The sequence below is a fragment of the Pseudarthrobacter sp. PvP090 genome (assembly GCF_040547365.1).
Classification (GTDB): Bacteria; Actinomycetota; Actinomycetes; order Actinomycetales; family Micrococcaceae; genus Arthrobacter.
The window spans coordinates 95,522-111,720 of sequence record NZ_JBEPPO010000004.1; the positions used below are offsets into that span (position 1 = coordinate 95,522).

Genomic DNA, 16,199 nt, shown 5'->3' on the forward strand with positions numbered 1-16,199 from the left:
AACGGGCCGTTACGGAGCAGCCGACGCCGGTTCCACCGTTTTCGGGTCGCGGCGGACGGGGGCGCCGGCGGCAAAGGCCCGGACCTTGGCGTCGTCCCAGATGTGGGCCGGCACCGCGCCGCCCAGCAGCCGCCGCGCAAGTCCCGGGTCGTCGTCGAACGGGAGGTCGCTGCCTGCCATGATCATGTTCCCATAGCGCCTGCCCTTGAGCATGGCGGGGTCAGCGATGATCACGGTGTGCTTGAAGGTGTCCGCGATGGTGGCGGCGTCCTCGCGGGCGTTTCTCAGGTCCGGCGCGTCGCCGGAGTTCACGACGTAGATCCCGCCGGGGGCCAGAATGCGTTTGGCGTGCTCGTTGAATTCCCTCGTGGTGAGCGGCCGCGGGGTCAGCGAGCCGGCGAAGACATCGCGGATGATCAGGTCACGGGTCTGCGGCGTCAGGCTTTCGGTGACCTCGCGGGCCTCCCCCACCCGCAGCCGCATCAGCGGCGCCTTCGGCAGGTCGAACCAGCCCCGGACATATTCGGCCAACTTGCCGTCGAGTTCCACGACCACCTGGCGGGCCTCGGGGTAGGCGGCGTGGAAGTAGCGCGCCAGCGAGCATGCTCCGCCGCCAAGGTGCAGGGCGCGCAGCTTCGGCCGGGAGTCCCGCGGCCAGCGCGATTCCACCAGGGCAGAAATCCAGCGCATGTATTCAAAGTCGAGGAACAGTGGATCCGCCAGGTCGATGTGCGAGCTCATGACGCCGTTGATCCGCAGCAGCCAGCCGCTGGAGTTGTCCTGGTCGGCGATCAGCTCGCAGTCACCGGTATCGATGTAGTAGATGCCCTCCACGGGACCGTCGGGGCGGCTGCCCTTTGGGATCTCCACGACTCCGGCGGTCTTTTCGGTGTTGCTCCGGCTGGCCGCCCTGCCCCGCTTGGCCATCAGGCGTCCACCGTTTTGCTCATGTTTCAAGCCTAGTTCACTGGCCCGGACGGGCCTTACCGCGGCTGGCTCCGGGCCCCGCAGCAAGAATTAAGCAAAGGGTACTTACTAATTACTAGTAATCATGCTTACTATTAGCACCCCAGTTGATGCTGGTTTGTGATCAGCAGCCGATCTTGAAAAGAGAGCGAAGATGACAGAGAACAAATGGCCCCAGGACGGTAGCTACGGCACTCCCATGGCCACCCAGCAGACACCCCTCCGGCCGGAAACCACCTTCCCGCCGGCGGCGAACGGCGGGAACCCGACGACCGCCACCCCCACCGACGGCGGGGGCTCCAGGACCGATGCGGCCCGGGACGAAGCAGCCGACCTCAAGCGCCAGGCCACCGATTCCGCCCAGACAGTGGCGGAGACGGCCAAAACGGAAGCCGCCAATGTCGCTTCCGAAGTGAAGACGAACGCCCGGGATCTCCTGTACCAGGCCAAGTCCGACCTGACCGACCAGGCCGGCACCCAGCAGCAGAAGGTCGCCGAGGGCCTGCGCTCGATCTCCACCGAACTGCACACCATGGCCACCGCCTCCGAGCAGCCCGGCGTCGCCAGCGACCTCGTGCGCCAGGCCGCCGAGCGGTCCTCCGCCGTCGCCGGCTGGCTCGATGGCCGCGATCCGGGTTCGTTGCTGACCGAGGTGAAGTCCTTTGCCCGCCAGCGCCCCGGCACGTTCCTGCTGCTCGCGGCCGGTGCCGGCGTCCTGGCCGGGCGCCTCAGCCGCAGCCTGAGCGCCGGAGCGCCGGAAACGGGCGCCACCGGCGCCGTCACGACCCCCGTCACCCGGGTCCCGGACACCGGGATGGCCGTTCCGCCGCCGCCCGTGCAGATGCCTGTCCCGGAAACCACAACGGCCGGCTTCGCGGAGACGTACCCGCCGAATCCGCTCGACGCCGATCCGCTCGGCGACGGCGGCCGGCAGGACCGCTGGGCTTCCGAGCCAGTGGTGACGGACCCGGCCCGGCAGGATCCGTTCCGTGATGATCCCTTTGATGGTGGCCGTCGATGACCAGCGAAATGCCCCACACCGCCGCGCACGCCAAGGCCGAAACGTCATCCCTCGGCGACCTCCTGGGCGAGGTGACGCGGGACATGTCCACCCTCATGCGGCAGGAAGTCGAGCTGGCGAAGGTCGAACTCAAGCAGTCCGCGACCCGCGCCGGCAAGGGCGCCGGGATGCTGGCCGGTGCCGGCGTCGCCGGCCACTTCGTCCTCCTGTTCCTGTCCCTGGCGCTCTGGTGGGCGCTCGGGAACGTTCTGGGGCTGGGCTGGTCCGGCGTCGTCGTCGCCATCATCTGGGGAATCGTCGCCGCCATCCTGGCAGCCAAGGGCCGCAAGGAACTCAACGCGATCAAGGGCATGCCCCAGACCGGCGAGACACTGCAGGAAATCCCGCCCACGCTCAAGCCCACCCCCTAAATACAGCGAGGAAACACGATGAGTGAAAACCCGGATGTCATCCGAGCAGATATTGAAGCAACCCGCGCGCGGCTGGGCACGAATGTCGATGCCGTAGCGGACAAGGTCACCCCGTCCCACATCGTCCAGCGGCAGACCGACAGAGTTAAAGATGCCGTCTTTGGAGTGAAGGAGAAAGTCATGGGAGCTGCCGACCACACCGCCGGCAATGTCCACTCCGCCACCGGCACCGCCGGGGCGCACCTCAGCGACGCCGGTGCAGCCATCGGGGACACCCCGACGCAGGTCAGGACCAAGACCCAAGGCAACCCGCTGGCGGCAGGTCTGATCGCGTTCGGGGCCGGCCTGTTGGTCTCCTCCCTGATCCCGGCCAGCCAGAAGGAACGCGAAGCCGCGGATGCCCTGAAGACCGCGGCCGAACCGCTCACCACGGAACTCACCGAGGCCGCCAAGCACGTGGCGGAGGGGCTCAAGGAGCCTGCCCAGGCCGCGATGGACAACGTCAAGGCCACGGCCGCCGATGCGACCGAACACGTCAAAGCCGAAGGCCAGGGCGCCGTGGCGGACGTCAAGGACCGCACCGCCGAGGCCAAGGACAACGTCCGGCAGGCCTGATCCCGCCGGCACCCGGCCGGCCGTCCTGCGCTCACGCGCCGGGCGGCCGGCTGACGCACTTAACCCCTGAAGGAAGTATTTCCATGTCCAAGAATCCCGCCGCGGCACAAACGCCGGCCGACGCCGAAACGCAGGAAAGCAGCACCGTCAAGGACCGCACGGCGCCCGCCCCGGACGACGCCCGCAAACCGGACAGCCCCACGGATGTCACCAAGCCCTCATGGCAGTACATCGCCAAGAAGACCTTCCGCGAATTCACCAAGGACCAGTGCCCCGACCTCGCCGCGGCCCTGACCTACTACTCGGTGCTCTCGATTTTCCCGGCGCTGTTGGCCCTCGTATCGCTGCTGGGCATCTTTGGACAGCCCGAGAAGACCACCGGGGCACTGCTGGACATCGTCCAGGGTTTCGCGCCAGCTGAGACGGTGGACGCCATCCGCGCGCCGGTCGAACAGCTCAGCAGTTCCTCCGCCGCCGGACTTACGCTGGTGATCGGCATCCTCACCGCCCTGTGGTCCGCCTCCGGCTACGTGGGGGCGTTTGGCCGGGCCATGAACCGGATCTACGAAATCGATGAAGGCCGGCCGTTCGTCAAGCTTCGCGGAACCATGCTCGCGGTCACCATCGCCACCGTCCTGATCGTTGTGCTGCTGGCCGCCATGCTGGTCCTCAGCGGCCCGGTGGCAGAGTCGGTCGGCAACGCCCTCGGCCTCGGTGACGTGGTCCTCACCATTTGGAACATCGCCAAGTGGCCCCTCATCGTGCTGCTCGTGGTGGCCGCGATCGCCATCCTCTACTACGCCACCCCCAACGTTAAACAGCCCAAGTTCCGCTGGATGAGCCTCGGATCCCTCATCGCCCTGGCGATCTTCCTGCTGGCCTCCCTGGCCTTCGGCTTCTACGTTGCCAACTTCAGCAGCTACAACGAGACCTACGGCACGATCGGCGGCGTCATTGTTTCGCTGCTGTGGCTCTGGATCCTCAACATGTCGCTGCTGTTCGGCGCCGAATTCGACGCCGAAATGGAACGCGGCCGCCAGCTGCAGGCCGGCATCGAAGCCGAGGAAACCATCCAGCTGCCACCCCGGGACACCAAGCAGAGCGACAAGCTGCAGGCGCGTGAAGAGGAGGACATCCAGCGCGGCCGTGAACTGCGTGTACGGAGCAGCAACGCTGACTCTGACGCCGCTACGGATTCCCGGTCCGCCCGGGACCAGGATCCCCGCAACCCGCGGGACCAAAGCCCCTAGCCCTTTCCGGGACCCTGCGTTCTACTGGGGGCAAAGTGCCGCCCGGAGGCGGACCTGGCCGACCGGGAGGACGCATGACGGCACCCGCTGCAGGGGACGAACGCACCACCGTGGCAGTGGGCTACGACGGGTCCGAGGCGGCGCGGGCGGCCGTCCGGTGGGCCGCCGGGTACGCGGCCTCCGGAGGGTACCGGCTCCGCGTGGTGCACGCCTGGGTCTGGCCCATCTTCACCAAGAAGCTCGGACCGGTCAAGGGTGTGGAAGGCAGCGGGCTGCGGCACGGGGCCGAGGTGGTTCTGGCGGAAGGTGTTGATCTGGCCCGAACGGCCATCGCCGACGCGCAGGGCCTGTCCGCGCAGGGCTCGGCCGCATCGTCCGCCCCGGCCGGCGGCGGTGAAGCGGCGGAGCCCGCTTCCGGCGTCGAGGGTGTCCTGGAAACCGGCCTTCCGGCTGCGGTGCTGCGCGATGCCGCCAGTGACGCCCGCCTCCTGGTGGTCAGCAGCCGCGGACTCGGCGGCGTGCTGGGGCACGTGGCCGGATCGGTCTGTCTCGACCTGGCCGGCTCCTCCCCCTGCCCTTTGATGGTCATCCGCCAGCTGCGAAGCCCCGGCCAGCCCGCCGGGCCCGTCGTCGTTGGCATCGACGGGACGTCCCGGAGTTCCGCGGCGCTGGCCGGCGCCGTCAAGTTGGCGGGAATGCTGGGCACCACCCTGCAGGTCGTCCACATTGACCAGTCCCGCGGCGGCGCCCGGGAAGGGCACGGCCGGCACGGCCCGCTGCACGGCCAGGAACTCCTGGACCGCACCCTGGAGGAGGCCCGACACCTCGCCCCGGAGCTGTCAATCTCCGGGGTCCTGCGGGAAGGCCACGCGGCGTCCAAGGAGCTGCTGGCGGCCGCCGGTGACGCCGAGGTGCTGGTCATCGGAACCCACAACCGCGAGGGCGGCGGCCCGGGCAACACCGTCTCGGGCATCCTGAACAAGGCGCGCTGCAATGTCCTGATAACGCGCTGACCCCGCTCCACCGGACCACCGCCTTCAGAGGGGAGCTGGAGGTTCTAGCAGAGGAGGACGCCCGTGCGAGCCTGGCGGGTAGGACAGCCCGGGCCGATGAGAAGCGGCCCCCTGGTGGCGGAGGAGTGCCCGGATCCCCGGCCGGGTCCCGGGGAGGTGCTGCTGCGGGTCCGGGTGTGCGGCGTCTGCCGCACCGACCTGCACCTGGCCGAGGGCGACCTCCCGCCGCGGCGCCACGGCGTCATTCCGGGGCACGAAGTCGTCGGCGAAGTCATCACCTGCGGGGCGCGCGCCACGCGGTTCTCCCCCGGCGACCGGGTGGGCGTCGCCTGGCTCGGCGGGACCTGCGGCACCTGCCGCTTCTGCCTGCGCGGCGCGGAGAACCTCTGCCTCTTCCCGGTGTTCACGGGGTGGGACCGCGACGGCGGCTACGCCGAACTCATCACGGTGGCCGAGAAGTTCGCGTACCGGCTCCCGTCGAGCTTCTCGGACGAGGAGGCCGCACCCCTGCTGTGCGCGGGGATCATCGGCTACCGCGCGCTGTCCCGAGCCGACCTGCCCATCGGCGGACGGCTGGGGATCTACGGCTTCGGCGGATCCGCGCACCTGGCGGCCCAGATCGCCCTCTTCCAGGGCGCCCGCGTGTACGTGATGACCCGGTCCGAGGAAGCGCGCGCCCTCGCCCTCGAGCTGGGGGCGACCTTTGTCGGCGGCGCCGAGGAGCAACCGCCGGATCCGCTGGATTCCGCCATCCTCTTCGCGCCGGCCGGCAGCCTGGTTCCGGTGGCCCTGCGGGCCCTGGACCGGGGCGGCACGCTCGCCGTGGCCGGCATCCACCTGAGTGACATTCCGCCGCTGCACTACGCCACGGAGCTGTTCCAGGAACGCCAGCTGCGCAGTGTCACCGCCAACACCAGGGCCGACGGCGAGGAGTTTTTCCGCGTCGCCGCTGAGATCCCGCTGCGCCCCACCACGGTGCCGTATCCGTTCTCGGCAGCGGACCAGGCCCTGCTGGACCTGTCGGAGGACCGGGTCACCGGCGCGGCCGTGCTCCGGATGGACGCTCCGTAGCGGCCTGGCGCTCCAGCCGGGTCAGCCCTCCTTGCGCAGGAAGAGGTGTTCCTGGCCGGCCTTGAGCAGCACCCGCTGGGTTCCCACCCGCACCAGCACAGGGGCGGCGTCACCGGGGGCCGCGGACACCGTCAGCCGGTCCCGTTCCAGCTGGACGGCGAGCATCTGGTCCCGGTAGCGGACGTGGAAATCCAGGCGGCTGAGCTCGACGGGCAGCCGGGGCGTGAAGTCGAGGGCGTCGCGCGTGATCCGCAGCCCGGCGAAGCTGCGCTGGACGACGTCGATCGTCCCGGCCATGGCGCCCAGATGGATGCCGGAGCTGGTGGTTCCGCCCTGTGTGTCGTCCAGGTCCGCGTCCAGAGCCTCCCGGAACACCGCCCACGCCCGCTCGGGGTCCCGTTGCGCCAGTACAGAGGCATGGGCCACCCGGCTGAGCGTGGATCCGTGCGCCGTCCTGGCCAGGTAGAAGTCCACCGTGGCGGCCATCTGCGCGGAAGTGACGGCGTAGCCCATCCGGGCCAGGAACTCGATGAGCTGGTCCTCGCCCAGGACGTACAGCAGCATCAGGACGTCGGCCTGTTTGGCCAGCCGGTAGTGGTTGGTGCTGTCCCCTTCCGCCTCCAGGATCAGGTCCAGCCGCTCGATGAGCCCGTAGCTGCGGCGGTAGTGCTTCCAGTCGAGTTCCCGGAGCGCGCTGTAGCCGTCGAACTGGCTGATGACGCCGTCGTCGTGGAACGGAACAAACATGCGCCGGCTCAGGTGTTCCCAGGCCTCGATCTCGGCGGCGGTGACCATCAGCCGGGCCCGCAGCTCCTCCATGTCGAATCCCCGGACGGAATGCATGATCCAGACGGCCTGGTCGAACACCCAGGCCGCCATGACATTGGTGTAGGCGTTGTCGTTCAGTCCGCCGCCCGGGTCGCCGGGATTCCCGGTGTGGTATTCATCCGGGCCCATCACGCCCCGGAGGTGGAAGCGGTCATCCGCCGGGTCGAACTCCGCCATCGAGGCGAACAGCCGGGCGACGTCGACGATGATTTCCGCCCCGTGCTCGGTCAGCCAGCCGCGGTCCTGGGTCGCCTCGAAGTACTGCCAGGCGTTATAGGCGACGGCGAGGCCAACATGCCGCTGGAGCCGGGAGTAGTCCTGCATCCAGTGCCCGGACCTTCGGTTGAACAGCAGCTTCGGCGTCTGTTCCGTGCCGTCGCTGCCGCTTTGCCACGGGAACAGCGCCCCCTTCAGCCCCGCCGCCCGCGCCGCGTCCCGGGCGGCGCCGAGCCGCCGCCAACGGTAGTCGACCAGCTCCCGGGCGAGGGACGGCAGCCGCGAGTTCAGCACCGGCAGGACGAAGAGTTCATCCCAGAAGATGTGCCCCCGGTAGCCCTCGCCGTGCAGCCCGCGGGCCGGGACGCCGGCGTCGAGTTCGGCGGTGTGGGTGGTGAGCGTCTGCAGCAGGTGGAAGACGTGCAGGTTGAGGATGAGCTGCGCCTGCGAGCTCGCGTCGAACTCAATGATGAACGGCTTGAGCAGGATCTCCCACGCGGCCTCGTGCTCGGCCAGCAGGGCAGCGAAACCGCCCGGGGCGCGGGCCAGGGCGGCCCGGGCGGCCGCCAGCGGCGAGGCGATGGCGTGGTCTCGGGAGGACGCCACGGCCACGGTCTTGAGCACGGTCAGCGGCTCCTCCGCATTCACGGAAAGCTCGAAGCGGTGGGCGTGCAGCCCGCCCAGCTGTTCAGGTATCCCGGCCCCCGCCGGCCCGCTGGCCCCGGACACTTCGGTCCGGAGGGCCAGGGCGATCCCGATCCCGCTGGTGACGGTCCGGACCTCGACCGTGAGGCCGGCGAGGCCCGGGCCGGCCACGGAGGCGGCCGCCTTGACGGACCCCAGGTGCCGGCTCGACAGGGACGCGTCCTCGGGGACATTGGAGTTGGTGACGTCCGTGTCGCAGCCGCTGCGGATGCTGACGCCCCCGCTCCAGCCGACCGCCGTGACGACGGTTTCCAGGGCGGCGAGGTTCGGGGTGGCCATGGACACCAGGCGGCGCTGCAGCAGCCGGAGCTGCCGGCCGGCGTCGTCCTCCAGGAGCGCCTCCCGGGTCAGCAGCGCCCGCTTCAGGTCCAGGGTGCGCCGCTCGCTGCGGAGCGAGAGCCCGCCGTCGGACCACCAGGCGCCGTCGCCGATCCGGAGGTCCAGGGGCAGCCAGTCGGGGATGTTGACCATGTGCTCGTCGTCGGATTCCTGGTCCAGGACCACACTGTGCAGGCTGTTGTAGACCCCGGCGAGATAGCTGCCGGGATAGTGCACCGCCCCTGCCCGGTGCTCCGGCGCGGCTCCCCGGGTGGCAAGGTACCCGTTGCCCAGGGTGGTGAGGGCTTCCCGGTGGCCCTCGTGCGCCGGGTCGAAGCCCTCGTAGACCAGCAGCCACGGGTGCGTGATGACGAGGCCGATGTCCAGTTGGCTGACATCCTCGACGACGACGTCGGCGCCCGCCGCTTCCAGCGGATCCCGGCGCCCGGCCCGGTCGATGCCGACCACCAGCCCGAAGCCGCCGCGCCGCCCGGCCTCCACTCCAGTCACGGATTCCTCGATGACCATCGCCCGGGCGGGCGGGATCTCCAACCGGCGCACCGCTTCCAGCGGCAGCGCGGGGGCCGGTTTTCCCGCGAAATCGCGCTCCAGGGCCGTCTGCCCGTCGATGATGTGGTCGAAGGCGTCCGCGAGCCCGGCGGCGGCCAGCAGCGCGCCGGCGTTCCTGGCGGAGGTGGCGAGCACCACCGGGATCCGGCCGGCCTTCAGCCGGCCGAGCAGGTCCGCGGTGCCGGGGAAGGCCCGGACCGGGTTGGTGCCGAGGAGTTTGTCGAAGAGTTCGTTCTGGCGTGCTGCGAGGCCGAAGGCGGTCCACTCCCCGGGGCCATCCGACGGTGAGCCGTCCGGGATGGCCCCGCCGCGGGAGCGCAGGAAGGTGCTGACCGCGTCCTCCCAGGTCCGGCCCGCCACGAGGTCCAGGTAGTCCTCGGTGCTGAACGGGTCCCGGCGCGTCCCGGCGGGCAGCCGAGGGTCCTGGAGGACGCCGTCGAAGAGCTGCTTCCACGCAGCCGCGCGGAGCTCGGCCGTGTCCGTGACCACCCCGTCGAGGTCAAAGATCACGGCATCGACGGGTGCCAGCGCGGCGGCGAGGGTGGGCGACTCCGTCATGCCAGCAGCGCATCGAGGGTGGTGAAGCCGTATCCGGCCGCGCGGATCCGCTCGATCACCCCGGGCAACGCGTCGGCGTCGAGGGTGGTCCCGTCGTTGGGGTTCGAGCCGATGTGCATCAGCACGATCTCCCCGGGCCGGAGCCCGGCGAGCACCCGGTCCGCCACGATCTGGGCGGTGATCCCTCCGCTGCTGCCCTTCCAGCCCAGGGTGTCCACGGTCCAGCGGACGGGCAGGTAGCCGTAGGCGTTGACTGTGGCGATGGTGCGGGCGTCGCGTTCGCCGAAGGGGAAGCGGAACAGCGGCCGCGGATCCCCTCCGCCGGCCCGGATGGCCTGCTCTGCTCCGGACAGCTGGCTCCCGATCGCGGAGTCGGGGAGCCCTGTGAAGCCCGGATGGGTCATCGAATGGTTGCCCAGCCGGTGGCCGCCCGCCACGATGGCCGCGACTCCCGCCGGGTTCGCGGCGGCCCAGTTGCCGGTGAGGAAGAACGTGCCGCGCACGCCGGTGGCGGCCAGGGTCCGGAGGATGCTGGGCAGCCCGGCGGAGTTGGCTCCGGCGTCGAAGGTCAGCGCCACCACCGTACCGGCCCCCGGAATCACCTCGAGGTCGCGGCCGGCGAGCGCGGCGGGGAACGGTGCCGCCGGGGCAGGAGACGGGGGTTCAGGCGACGGGGGTTCAGGCGACGGCGTTGCGGTAGGCGGGGGCGGCGGGCTGGTGGGCATCGGCGCGGGCTCGGCCGGAACCGTTTCGCTGGGGGTGGGGACCGGAACCTCGGACGGCGACAGACCCGGCGTCGCACTGTCCGACGGGCCGGCCGTAGCCGGAACCGACGGCGAAGGCGGCACGGTGGGCTGCGGTGACGACTCGGATGGGGACGGGCCGGCCGACGGCGGGACCGCTGTCAGGGCGGCGGCCAGGACCACCGCGGCGGACAGCAGAAGCACCGCGGCCACGGCCACAAGCCACCGGCGCCGCTCGGACAGGAACGACCACATGCTTCACTGTGGCACCACCGGCCACAGCCAAACTAGGGCTGAAAGGCCCCCGGGGTGCCGGACGCTGCCGGTATCAGGCGGCCGGCCCGGAGCCGGTCGAACAACCGGGTGAAGGAGTCTTCCGTGCGGCGGTACCCGGTGAAGCCGGCAAGGCGGCTCTTGCTCATGTCGGTGACGACTTCGAGGTTCCGGCCCAGATCACCGTCCGTGTGCCACCAGGAGGCGAGCCGTGCGAGATCGGGTTCGGCGAGCCCGTGGCGGGCGGCGATGTCTGCCCAGAGGCCCTCCATGCCGAGCATCTGTTGTTCCAGCGGGCGGGGCTGGCCGTCGTACCCGACGGGTTCGACGCCGAAATAGGCGGCCAGCGCAGGCCACATGCGCCGCCAGCGGAAGATGTCGCCGTTGACGATGTTGTAGGCCTCGTCGCCCACTCCGCCGGCGGTGGCGGCCCAGATCATGTGGTCGGCCAGCAGCCCGCTGTCCGTCATGTCCGTGAGGCTGTTCCACTGCGTCTCGGAGCCCGGGAAGATGAACGGCTGGCCGAGTTCCCGGCAGATGGAGGCCTGGACGGCGAGCGTAAGTCCCATGTTCATGGCGTTGCCGACCGCATGCCCGATCACCGTATGCGCCCGGTGCACGGACCAGCCAAAGCCCTGTTTCCCGGCGGCGGCCCACAACTCGTCTTCCTGGGCATAGTAGAAGTTAGGCGTCGGCAACCTCGGTTCGTTTTCGCGGAAGGGGGTGTCCGGCATCTCCCCCGCCGCATACGCCTCAAACGGGCCCAGATAGTGCTTCAGCCCGGTCATCAGGGCCACGTGCTCCACCGGATGGCCGGCCAGGCTGGCCAGCAGGTTCCGCAGCATGGCCGCGTTGGTCTCGATGTTTTCCTGTTCCGTGTTCATCCGCGACCACGCGGTGTAGAACACATGGCTCGGCTGTTCGCCCGCCAGGGCTTCCCGCAGGCTCTCCACCGAATTCAGGTCCGCGCTCACATGGCGGACGTCACTGCGCCGGAGCGGGCTGCGGGAGAGTGCCACAACGTCCCAGCCCGCGTCCGCGAGCCTGTCGACCAAGGCGGATCCGGCAATCCCGCTGGCTCCGACCACCAGGGCAGTCTTGGTCTCACCGGTGTCTGAACTGCTTCGCACGCCATTCCTCCTGGTACTGTCCCGGCTGGACCGGCCCCAACCTGCGGGCCGGTCCAGCCGGGACGGATCCTTCCCCGCCCCGGTCCAGCGTCTCATGCCCGTGAGGCGACCGCCCGCTGGCGGATTCGTAACCTGTGCCCGCACGGACCATCAGGGAAGGGGGCCGCAGTAGGATGCAAATAGTGGATCATTCGTGAAGATGGCCCGAATGCGAAGGCAGGATATCCGTGAAACTTTTGCTCCGGTATCCGCTTGTTGCGGGCACCATAGCTGCCCTGCTCGCGGTGCTGATACTGCTCCTGTCCGGGCAGCCGCTGATTGCGCAGGTCTCCGCCAGCGTCTATGCCCTGGCCGTGGCAGCCTACCTGGCCGTCGGCATGGTCCGCCGGCTGATCGGCGGCCAGTGGGGCATCGACATCCTGGCGGTCACCGCGATCGTCAGCACGGTGCTCGTCGGCGAGTACATCGCCTCCATGATCATTGTCCTGATGATGGCCGGCGGCACCGCCCTGGAGGACTACGCGGCCGGCCGGGCCAAGAAAGAGCTGACATCCCTGCTGGAGCGCGTCCCGCAGACGGCCCACCGTGAACGCGCCGGGAGCTCCGCCGCCGAAAACGGCCAGCACGAGGATGTCGCCGCCACCGAGGTCCAGGTCGGTGACATCCTGCTGGTGCGGCCGGGTGAGGTGGTGCCGCTGGACGGCGTCCTGCTCTCCGAATCCGGCAGCTTCGACGAATCCTCGCTCACCGGGGAGAGCCTGCCGGTGGAAAGGGTTGCCGGTGAGGGGCTGATGAGCGGCTCCCTCAACGGGGAGGCCGCGGTCCGGATGCAGGTCACGGCCCGGATGGAGGATTCGCAGTACAGCCGCATCGTTGCCCTGGTCAAGGAAGCCGCGGAAAGCAAGGCGCCCATGGTGCGGCTCGCGGACCGGTATGCCGTTCCGTTCACGGCCCTCGCCTACTTTCTGGGCGCGGTCGGCTGGATTATCAGCGGCAGCCCGGCCCGGTTCGCGGAGGTGCTGGTGGTGGCCACCCCGTGCCCCCTGCTGATCGCCGCTCCGGTGGCGTTCCTGGGCGGCATGAGCCGTGCCGCGCGCGGCGGAATCATCGTCAAATACGCCGGTGTCCTGGAACAACTGAGCCGGATCAAGACCGTCGCCTTCGACAAGACCGGCACCCTCACCTACGGCCGACCGGCCCTGGTCGGGGTCCGGACCTCGGGGTCCTTCACCGAGGACGAGGTCCTCGGCCTGGCGGCCTCCGCCGAACAGTATTCCTCGCACGTGCTGGCCGCCTCGGTGATGGACGCCGCGCACAGCCGCGGGCTGGCCTTCGACACCGCCACGGAGGCCACCGAATTCGCCACGCACGGCGTCCGGGCCCGCTTCGACGGCCGCGACGTGGTGGTCGGCAAGCCCAAATTCGTGGCTGAATCGGCCGCCGGCGTCGTGGAGACGAAGCTGGCCAGCGGCGAACTCGCCATCTACGTGGGCGTGGCCGGGGAATTCGCTGGGTCCCTGGTGATGAGCGACCCGATCCGCGGGGAGGCCCGCCGCACCCTGGCCGAGCTCAAGGAACTCGGCGTCATCCAGACGGTCATGCTGACCGGCGATGCGCTCGCCACCGCCGAGCACATCGCGGCCGAGGCCGGGCTCACCGATGTCCGCGCCGAGTGCCTGCCGCCGGACAAGGTCGAAGCCGTCCGGTCCCTGCCGCTCCGCCCGGTCATGATGGTCGGCGACGGCGTCAACGACGCCCCCGTCCTGGCCGTCGCCGACGTCGGGATCGCGATGGGGGCGCGCGGCTCGACGGCGGCAGGCGAGTCGGCCGACGTCGTGATCATCCTTGATGACCTGTCCAAGGCCGCCTCCGCGGTGCGGATCGGCCAGCGCACCGTCAAGGTGGCGCTGCAGAGCATCTGGATCGGGATCGGGCTGAGCGTGGCGCTGATGGTCGCGGCGGCGGCCGGCTATATCCCGGCCATCGCCGGAGCCCTGTCCCAGGAACTCGTGGATCTGGCCACTATCCTTAATGCGCTGCGCGCACTCAGCCCGGGCAAGAAGGGCGCCGGAACAAGGGCGCCCGGGAAGAAAGCTGCCGGCGTTACCGGGCCGACGCCTGTTTCTCGGCTTCCGCGATCCGCGGAACGGTCCTGAGATAGCTGTCCGGGTTCAGCGAGATGGAATCGATGCCCTCGCTGACCAGGAACGCCGCGAACTCGGGGTGGTTGCTGGGACCCTGGCCGCAGATGCCGATTTTGATCCCGGCGGCGTGGGCCTTGCGGATGGCCTCGCTGATCATCGCCATGACGGCCTCGTCCCGCTCATCGAAGAGTGAGGCCAGCTGCGCCGAATCCCGGTCAACGCCCAGGACCAGCTGGGTGAGGTCATTGGAGCCGATGGAAAAGCCGTCGAAGCGGGTGGCGAACTTTTCGGCGAGCACAACGTTGGACGGGATCTCGCACATCATGTAGACCTGCAGGCCGTTCTCGCCCCGGACCAGGCCGTTCTCCGCCATCACGGCAAGCACCCGGTCCGCTTCCTGCGGGGTCCGGCAGAACGGAATCATCACGATGATGTTGCCGAACCCGAGCTTCTCCCGGACCCGTTTGAGGGCCACACACTCAAGGGCGAACCCCTCGCGGTAGCGCTCGTCGTAGTAGCGGGAGGCACCGCGGAACCCGAGCATGGGGTTCTCCTCCGGCTCCTCGAAAGCCGAGCCGCCAATCAGGTGCGCGTACTCGTTCGTCTTGAAGTCGCTGAGCCGGACGATCACCGGCCGGGGATGGTAGGCCGCGGCGATCTTGGCGATGCCCAGGGCCAGGGCGTCCACGAAGTAGTCCTTCGGGTCCGCGTAGCCGCTGGTCAGGACGCGGATCTGCTCGGCGTCCCCGGCGTCGGTGACCCGCTCGGGGTGGACCAGCGCCATCGGGTGGACGCGGATCAGGCTGCTGATGATGAACTCCATCCGGGCCAGCCCGACGCCGTCGGCCGGCAGCCGCCACCACTGGAAGGCGGCCGCGGGGCTGGCGATGTTCACCATGACTTTGGTGTGCGTCTCCGGCAGCTCCCCGAGATCCACCTCCTCGGTTTCAAACGCCAGGCTGCCCCGGTACACGCGGCCTTCATCGCCCTCGGCGCACGAGATGGTCACGGCGAGGCCCTCCCCCAAGACGGTGGTGGCGTTGCCGGTTCCGACGACGGCGGGGACCCCGAGTTCGCGGCTCACAATCGCCGCGTGGCTCGTGGGACCGCCGTGGTCGGTCACGATGCCGGCTGCCCGCTTCATGATGGGAACCCAGTCGGGGTCGGTCATCTCGGTGACGAGGATGGCGCCGTCGCGGAAGTTTTCGATGTCCGCCGCGCTCCTGATCACACACGCGGTGCCCTGCGCGATGGAATCGCCGATCGCGGCGCCGCGCGCCAGCACGGGGCCGGTTTCGAGCAGGTGGTGGAGGGTGAACCGGGATCCGGTCTTCTGCGACTGGACCGTCTCCGGCCGGGCCTGGACCATAAACAGCTCCCCGGTCACGCCGTCCCGGGCCCATTCCATGTCCATCGGCCGGGCGTAGTGCTCCTCAACGCTCACGGCCCAGCGCGCCAGGGCGAGGATCTCGGCGTCGGCCAGGACAAAGGCGCGGCGTTCGGCTTCCGAGGTGTCCACCATTTTGGTGCGGGCGTGGCCGCCCCGGCTGTAGACCATTTTCCGGGTCTTGGAGCCGAGTGTCTTCTCGATGATCGGACTGAATTCGTCCGCGGTCGCCGCCAGGAGCGGTTTGAACACGAGGTATTTGTCCGGGTTGATGGTGCCCTGGACCACGGTTTCGCCCAGGCCCCAGGCGGCGCTGACCACGGCCGCCCGGGGAAAGCCGGAATCCGTGTCGATGGAGAACATCACGCCGGAGGCGCCGACGTCGGAGCGCACCATCCGCTGCACGCCGATCGAGAGCGCGACGTCGAGGTGGTCGAAGCCCTTGACCTCGCGGTAGCTGATCGCCCGGTCCGTGAACAGGGAAGCGTAGCAGCGGCGGCAGGCGTCCAGGAGCTCCCGCTCCCCGGCGATGTTCAGGAACGTTTCCTGCTGCCCGGCGAAGCTCGCGTCGGGCAGGTCCTCGGCGGTGGCGCTGCTGCGGACCGCGACCGAGAGCCGGACCAGTCCGGCACGCTCGCCCAGTTCCCGGTAGTGGGAGCGGATGGATTCGCCGATGTCCGCCGGGAACTCACTGTCCAGGAACAGCTCCCGGATGGCCTCCCCCGTGGCGCGCAGGGAGGTTTCGCCTGACCGGTAGGCCTTGATCCGCGAGCGCATCGCGGCCTCGATCCCGTTGGCCTCGAGGAACCGGCGGTAGGCGTCGGCGGTGGTGGCGAAGCCGTCCGGCACACGCACGCCCTTGGCTTTGAGGGACTGGATGAGTTCGCCGAGGGAGGCGTTCTTGCCGCCCACCTGCGGGACATCGCCCATGCCGATCTCGTCAAACCACAGCACCGGGGAGTCAGTCATGAACCCATCCTG

At 69.6% G+C, this 16,199-nt stretch carries 12 protein-coding genes; 7 read left to right on the top strand and 5 right to left on the bottom strand.

Going from position 1 to position 16,199, the window contains the following annotated elements; all coding sequences use genetic code 11:
• Positions 1–9: 9 nt before the first annotated feature.
• Positions 10–927: a spermidine synthase gene (locus ABIC21_RS05705; protein ID WP_354349448.1), complete on the bottom strand. Its 918-nt coding sequence runs from the start codon at positions 925–927 to the stop codon at positions 10–12.
• A 193-nt stretch (positions 928–1,120) separates the two neighbouring features.
• Between ABIC21_RS05705 and ABIC21_RS05710 the strand changes: the two genes are divergently transcribed.
• The 6 genes from ABIC21_RS05710 (at position 1,121) to ABIC21_RS05735 (ending at position 6,346) form a co-directional block, all read left to right on the top strand.
• Complete coding sequence (locus ABIC21_RS05710; RefSeq protein WP_354349449.1) at positions 1,121–1,987, top strand: ATP synthase subunit B family protein; 867 nt, start codon at positions 1,121–1,123, stop codon at positions 1,985–1,987.
• Positions 1,984–2,397 (top strand): phage holin family protein, encoded by a 414-nt coding sequence (locus ABIC21_RS05715; protein WP_354349450.1) that lies wholly within the window; start codon positions 1,984–1,986, stop codon positions 2,395–2,397. Before ABIC21_RS05710 ends, ABIC21_RS05715 begins: the two co-directional genes overlap by 4 nt.
• Before the next feature lie 18 nt (positions 2,398–2,415).
• Entirely contained in the window at positions 2,416–3,012 is a 597-nt protein-coding gene (locus ABIC21_RS05720; RefSeq protein ID WP_354349451.1) for a DUF3618 domain-containing protein, read from the top strand.
• Between the two features lie 83 nt (positions 3,013–3,095).
• Positions 3,096–4,262, top strand: a complete 1,167-nt coding sequence (locus ABIC21_RS05725; protein ID WP_354349452.1) for a YihY/virulence factor BrkB family protein — start codon at positions 3,096–3,098, stop codon at positions 4,260–4,262.
• 74 nt (positions 4,263–4,336) lie between these two features.
• Positions 4,337–5,275 carry a universal stress protein gene (locus ABIC21_RS05730; RefSeq protein ID WP_354349453.1) on the top strand — a complete coding sequence of 313 codons (939 nt, stop codon included), beginning with the start codon at positions 4,337–4,339 and terminating at the stop codon, positions 5,273–5,275.
• 63 nt (positions 5,276–5,338) lie between these two features.
• Positions 5,339–6,346 (top strand): zinc-dependent alcohol dehydrogenase family protein, encoded by a 1,008-nt coding sequence (locus ABIC21_RS05735; protein WP_354349454.1) that lies wholly within the window; start codon positions 5,339–5,341, stop codon positions 6,344–6,346.
• A 21-nt stretch (positions 6,347–6,367) separates the two neighbouring features.
• Here ABIC21_RS05735 and ABIC21_RS05740 read toward each other — a convergent pair whose 3' ends face one another.
• The 3 genes from ABIC21_RS05740 to ABIC21_RS05750 are packed head-to-tail and all read right to left on the bottom strand — an operon-like array spanning position 6,368 to position 11,687.
• Positions 6,368–9,541: an HAD family hydrolase gene (locus ABIC21_RS05740; protein WP_354349455.1), complete on the bottom strand. Its 3,174-nt coding sequence runs from the start codon at positions 9,539–9,541 to the stop codon at positions 6,368–6,370.
• Positions 9,538–10,539 (bottom strand): polysaccharide deacetylase family protein, encoded by a 1,002-nt coding sequence (locus ABIC21_RS05745; RefSeq protein ID WP_354349456.1) that lies wholly within the window; start codon positions 10,537–10,539, stop codon positions 9,538–9,540. Before ABIC21_RS05745 ends, ABIC21_RS05740 begins: the two co-directional genes overlap by 4 nt.
• A gap of 32 nt (positions 10,540–10,571) precedes the next feature.
• Positions 10,572–11,687 carry an SDR family oxidoreductase gene (locus ABIC21_RS05750; RefSeq protein ID WP_354349457.1) on the bottom strand — a complete coding sequence of 372 codons (1,116 nt, stop codon included), beginning with the start codon at positions 11,685–11,687 and terminating at the stop codon, positions 10,572–10,574.
• Between the two features lie 227 nt (positions 11,688–11,914).
• Here ABIC21_RS05750 and ABIC21_RS05755 point away from each other — a divergent pair, with 227 nt between their 5' ends.
• The gene (locus ABIC21_RS05755; protein ID WP_354349458.1) at positions 11,915–13,843 is read left to right on the top strand and encodes a heavy metal translocating P-type ATPase; all 1,929 of its coding nucleotides are present in this window, start codon (positions 11,915–11,917) and stop codon (positions 13,841–13,843) included.
• Here ABIC21_RS05755 and ppsA read toward each other — a convergent pair.
• Complete coding sequence (gene ppsA, locus ABIC21_RS05760; protein ID WP_354349459.1) at positions 13,791–16,187, bottom strand: phosphoenolpyruvate synthase; 2,397 nt, start codon at positions 16,185–16,187, stop codon at positions 13,791–13,793. The genes ABIC21_RS05755 and ppsA overlap by 53 nt on opposite strands.
• Between the last annotated feature and the right edge of the window lie 12 nt (positions 16,188–16,199).

What these genes read in the sequence shown, in the direction of transcription:
- ABIC21_RS05705 (WP_354349448.1), bottom strand. Translation starts at nt 927, where the DNA reads ATGGCCAAGCGGGGCAGGGCGGCCAGCCGGAGCAACACCGAAAAGACC.
- ABIC21_RS05710 (WP_354349449.1), top strand. Translation starts at nt 1,121, where the DNA reads ATGACAGAGAACAAATGGCCCCAGGACGGTAGCTACGGCACTCCCATG.
- ABIC21_RS05715 (WP_354349450.1), top strand. Translation starts at nt 1,984, where the DNA reads ATGACCAGCGAAATGCCCCACACCGCCGCGCACGCCAAGGCCGAAACG.
- ABIC21_RS05720 (WP_354349451.1), top strand. Translation starts at nt 2,416, where the DNA reads ATGAGTGAAAACCCGGATGTCATCCGAGCAGATATTGAAGCAACCCGC.
- ABIC21_RS05725 (WP_354349452.1), top strand. Translation starts at nt 3,096, where the DNA reads ATGTCCAAGAATCCCGCCGCGGCACAAACGCCGGCCGACGCCGAAACG.
- ABIC21_RS05730 (WP_354349453.1), top strand. Translation starts at nt 4,337, where the DNA reads ATGACGGCACCCGCTGCAGGGGACGAACGCACCACCGTGGCAGTGGGC.
- ABIC21_RS05740 (WP_354349455.1), bottom strand. Translation starts at nt 9,541, where the DNA reads ATGACGGAGTCGCCCACCCTCGCCGCCGCGCTGGCACCCGTCGATGCC.
- ABIC21_RS05745 (WP_354349456.1), bottom strand. Translation starts at nt 10,539, where the DNA reads ATGTGGTCGTTCCTGTCCGAGCGGCGCCGGTGGCTTGTGGCCGTGGCC.
- ppsA (WP_354349459.1), bottom strand. Translation starts at nt 16,187, where the DNA reads ATGACTGACTCCCCGGTGCTGTGGTTTGACGAGATCGGCATGGGCGAT.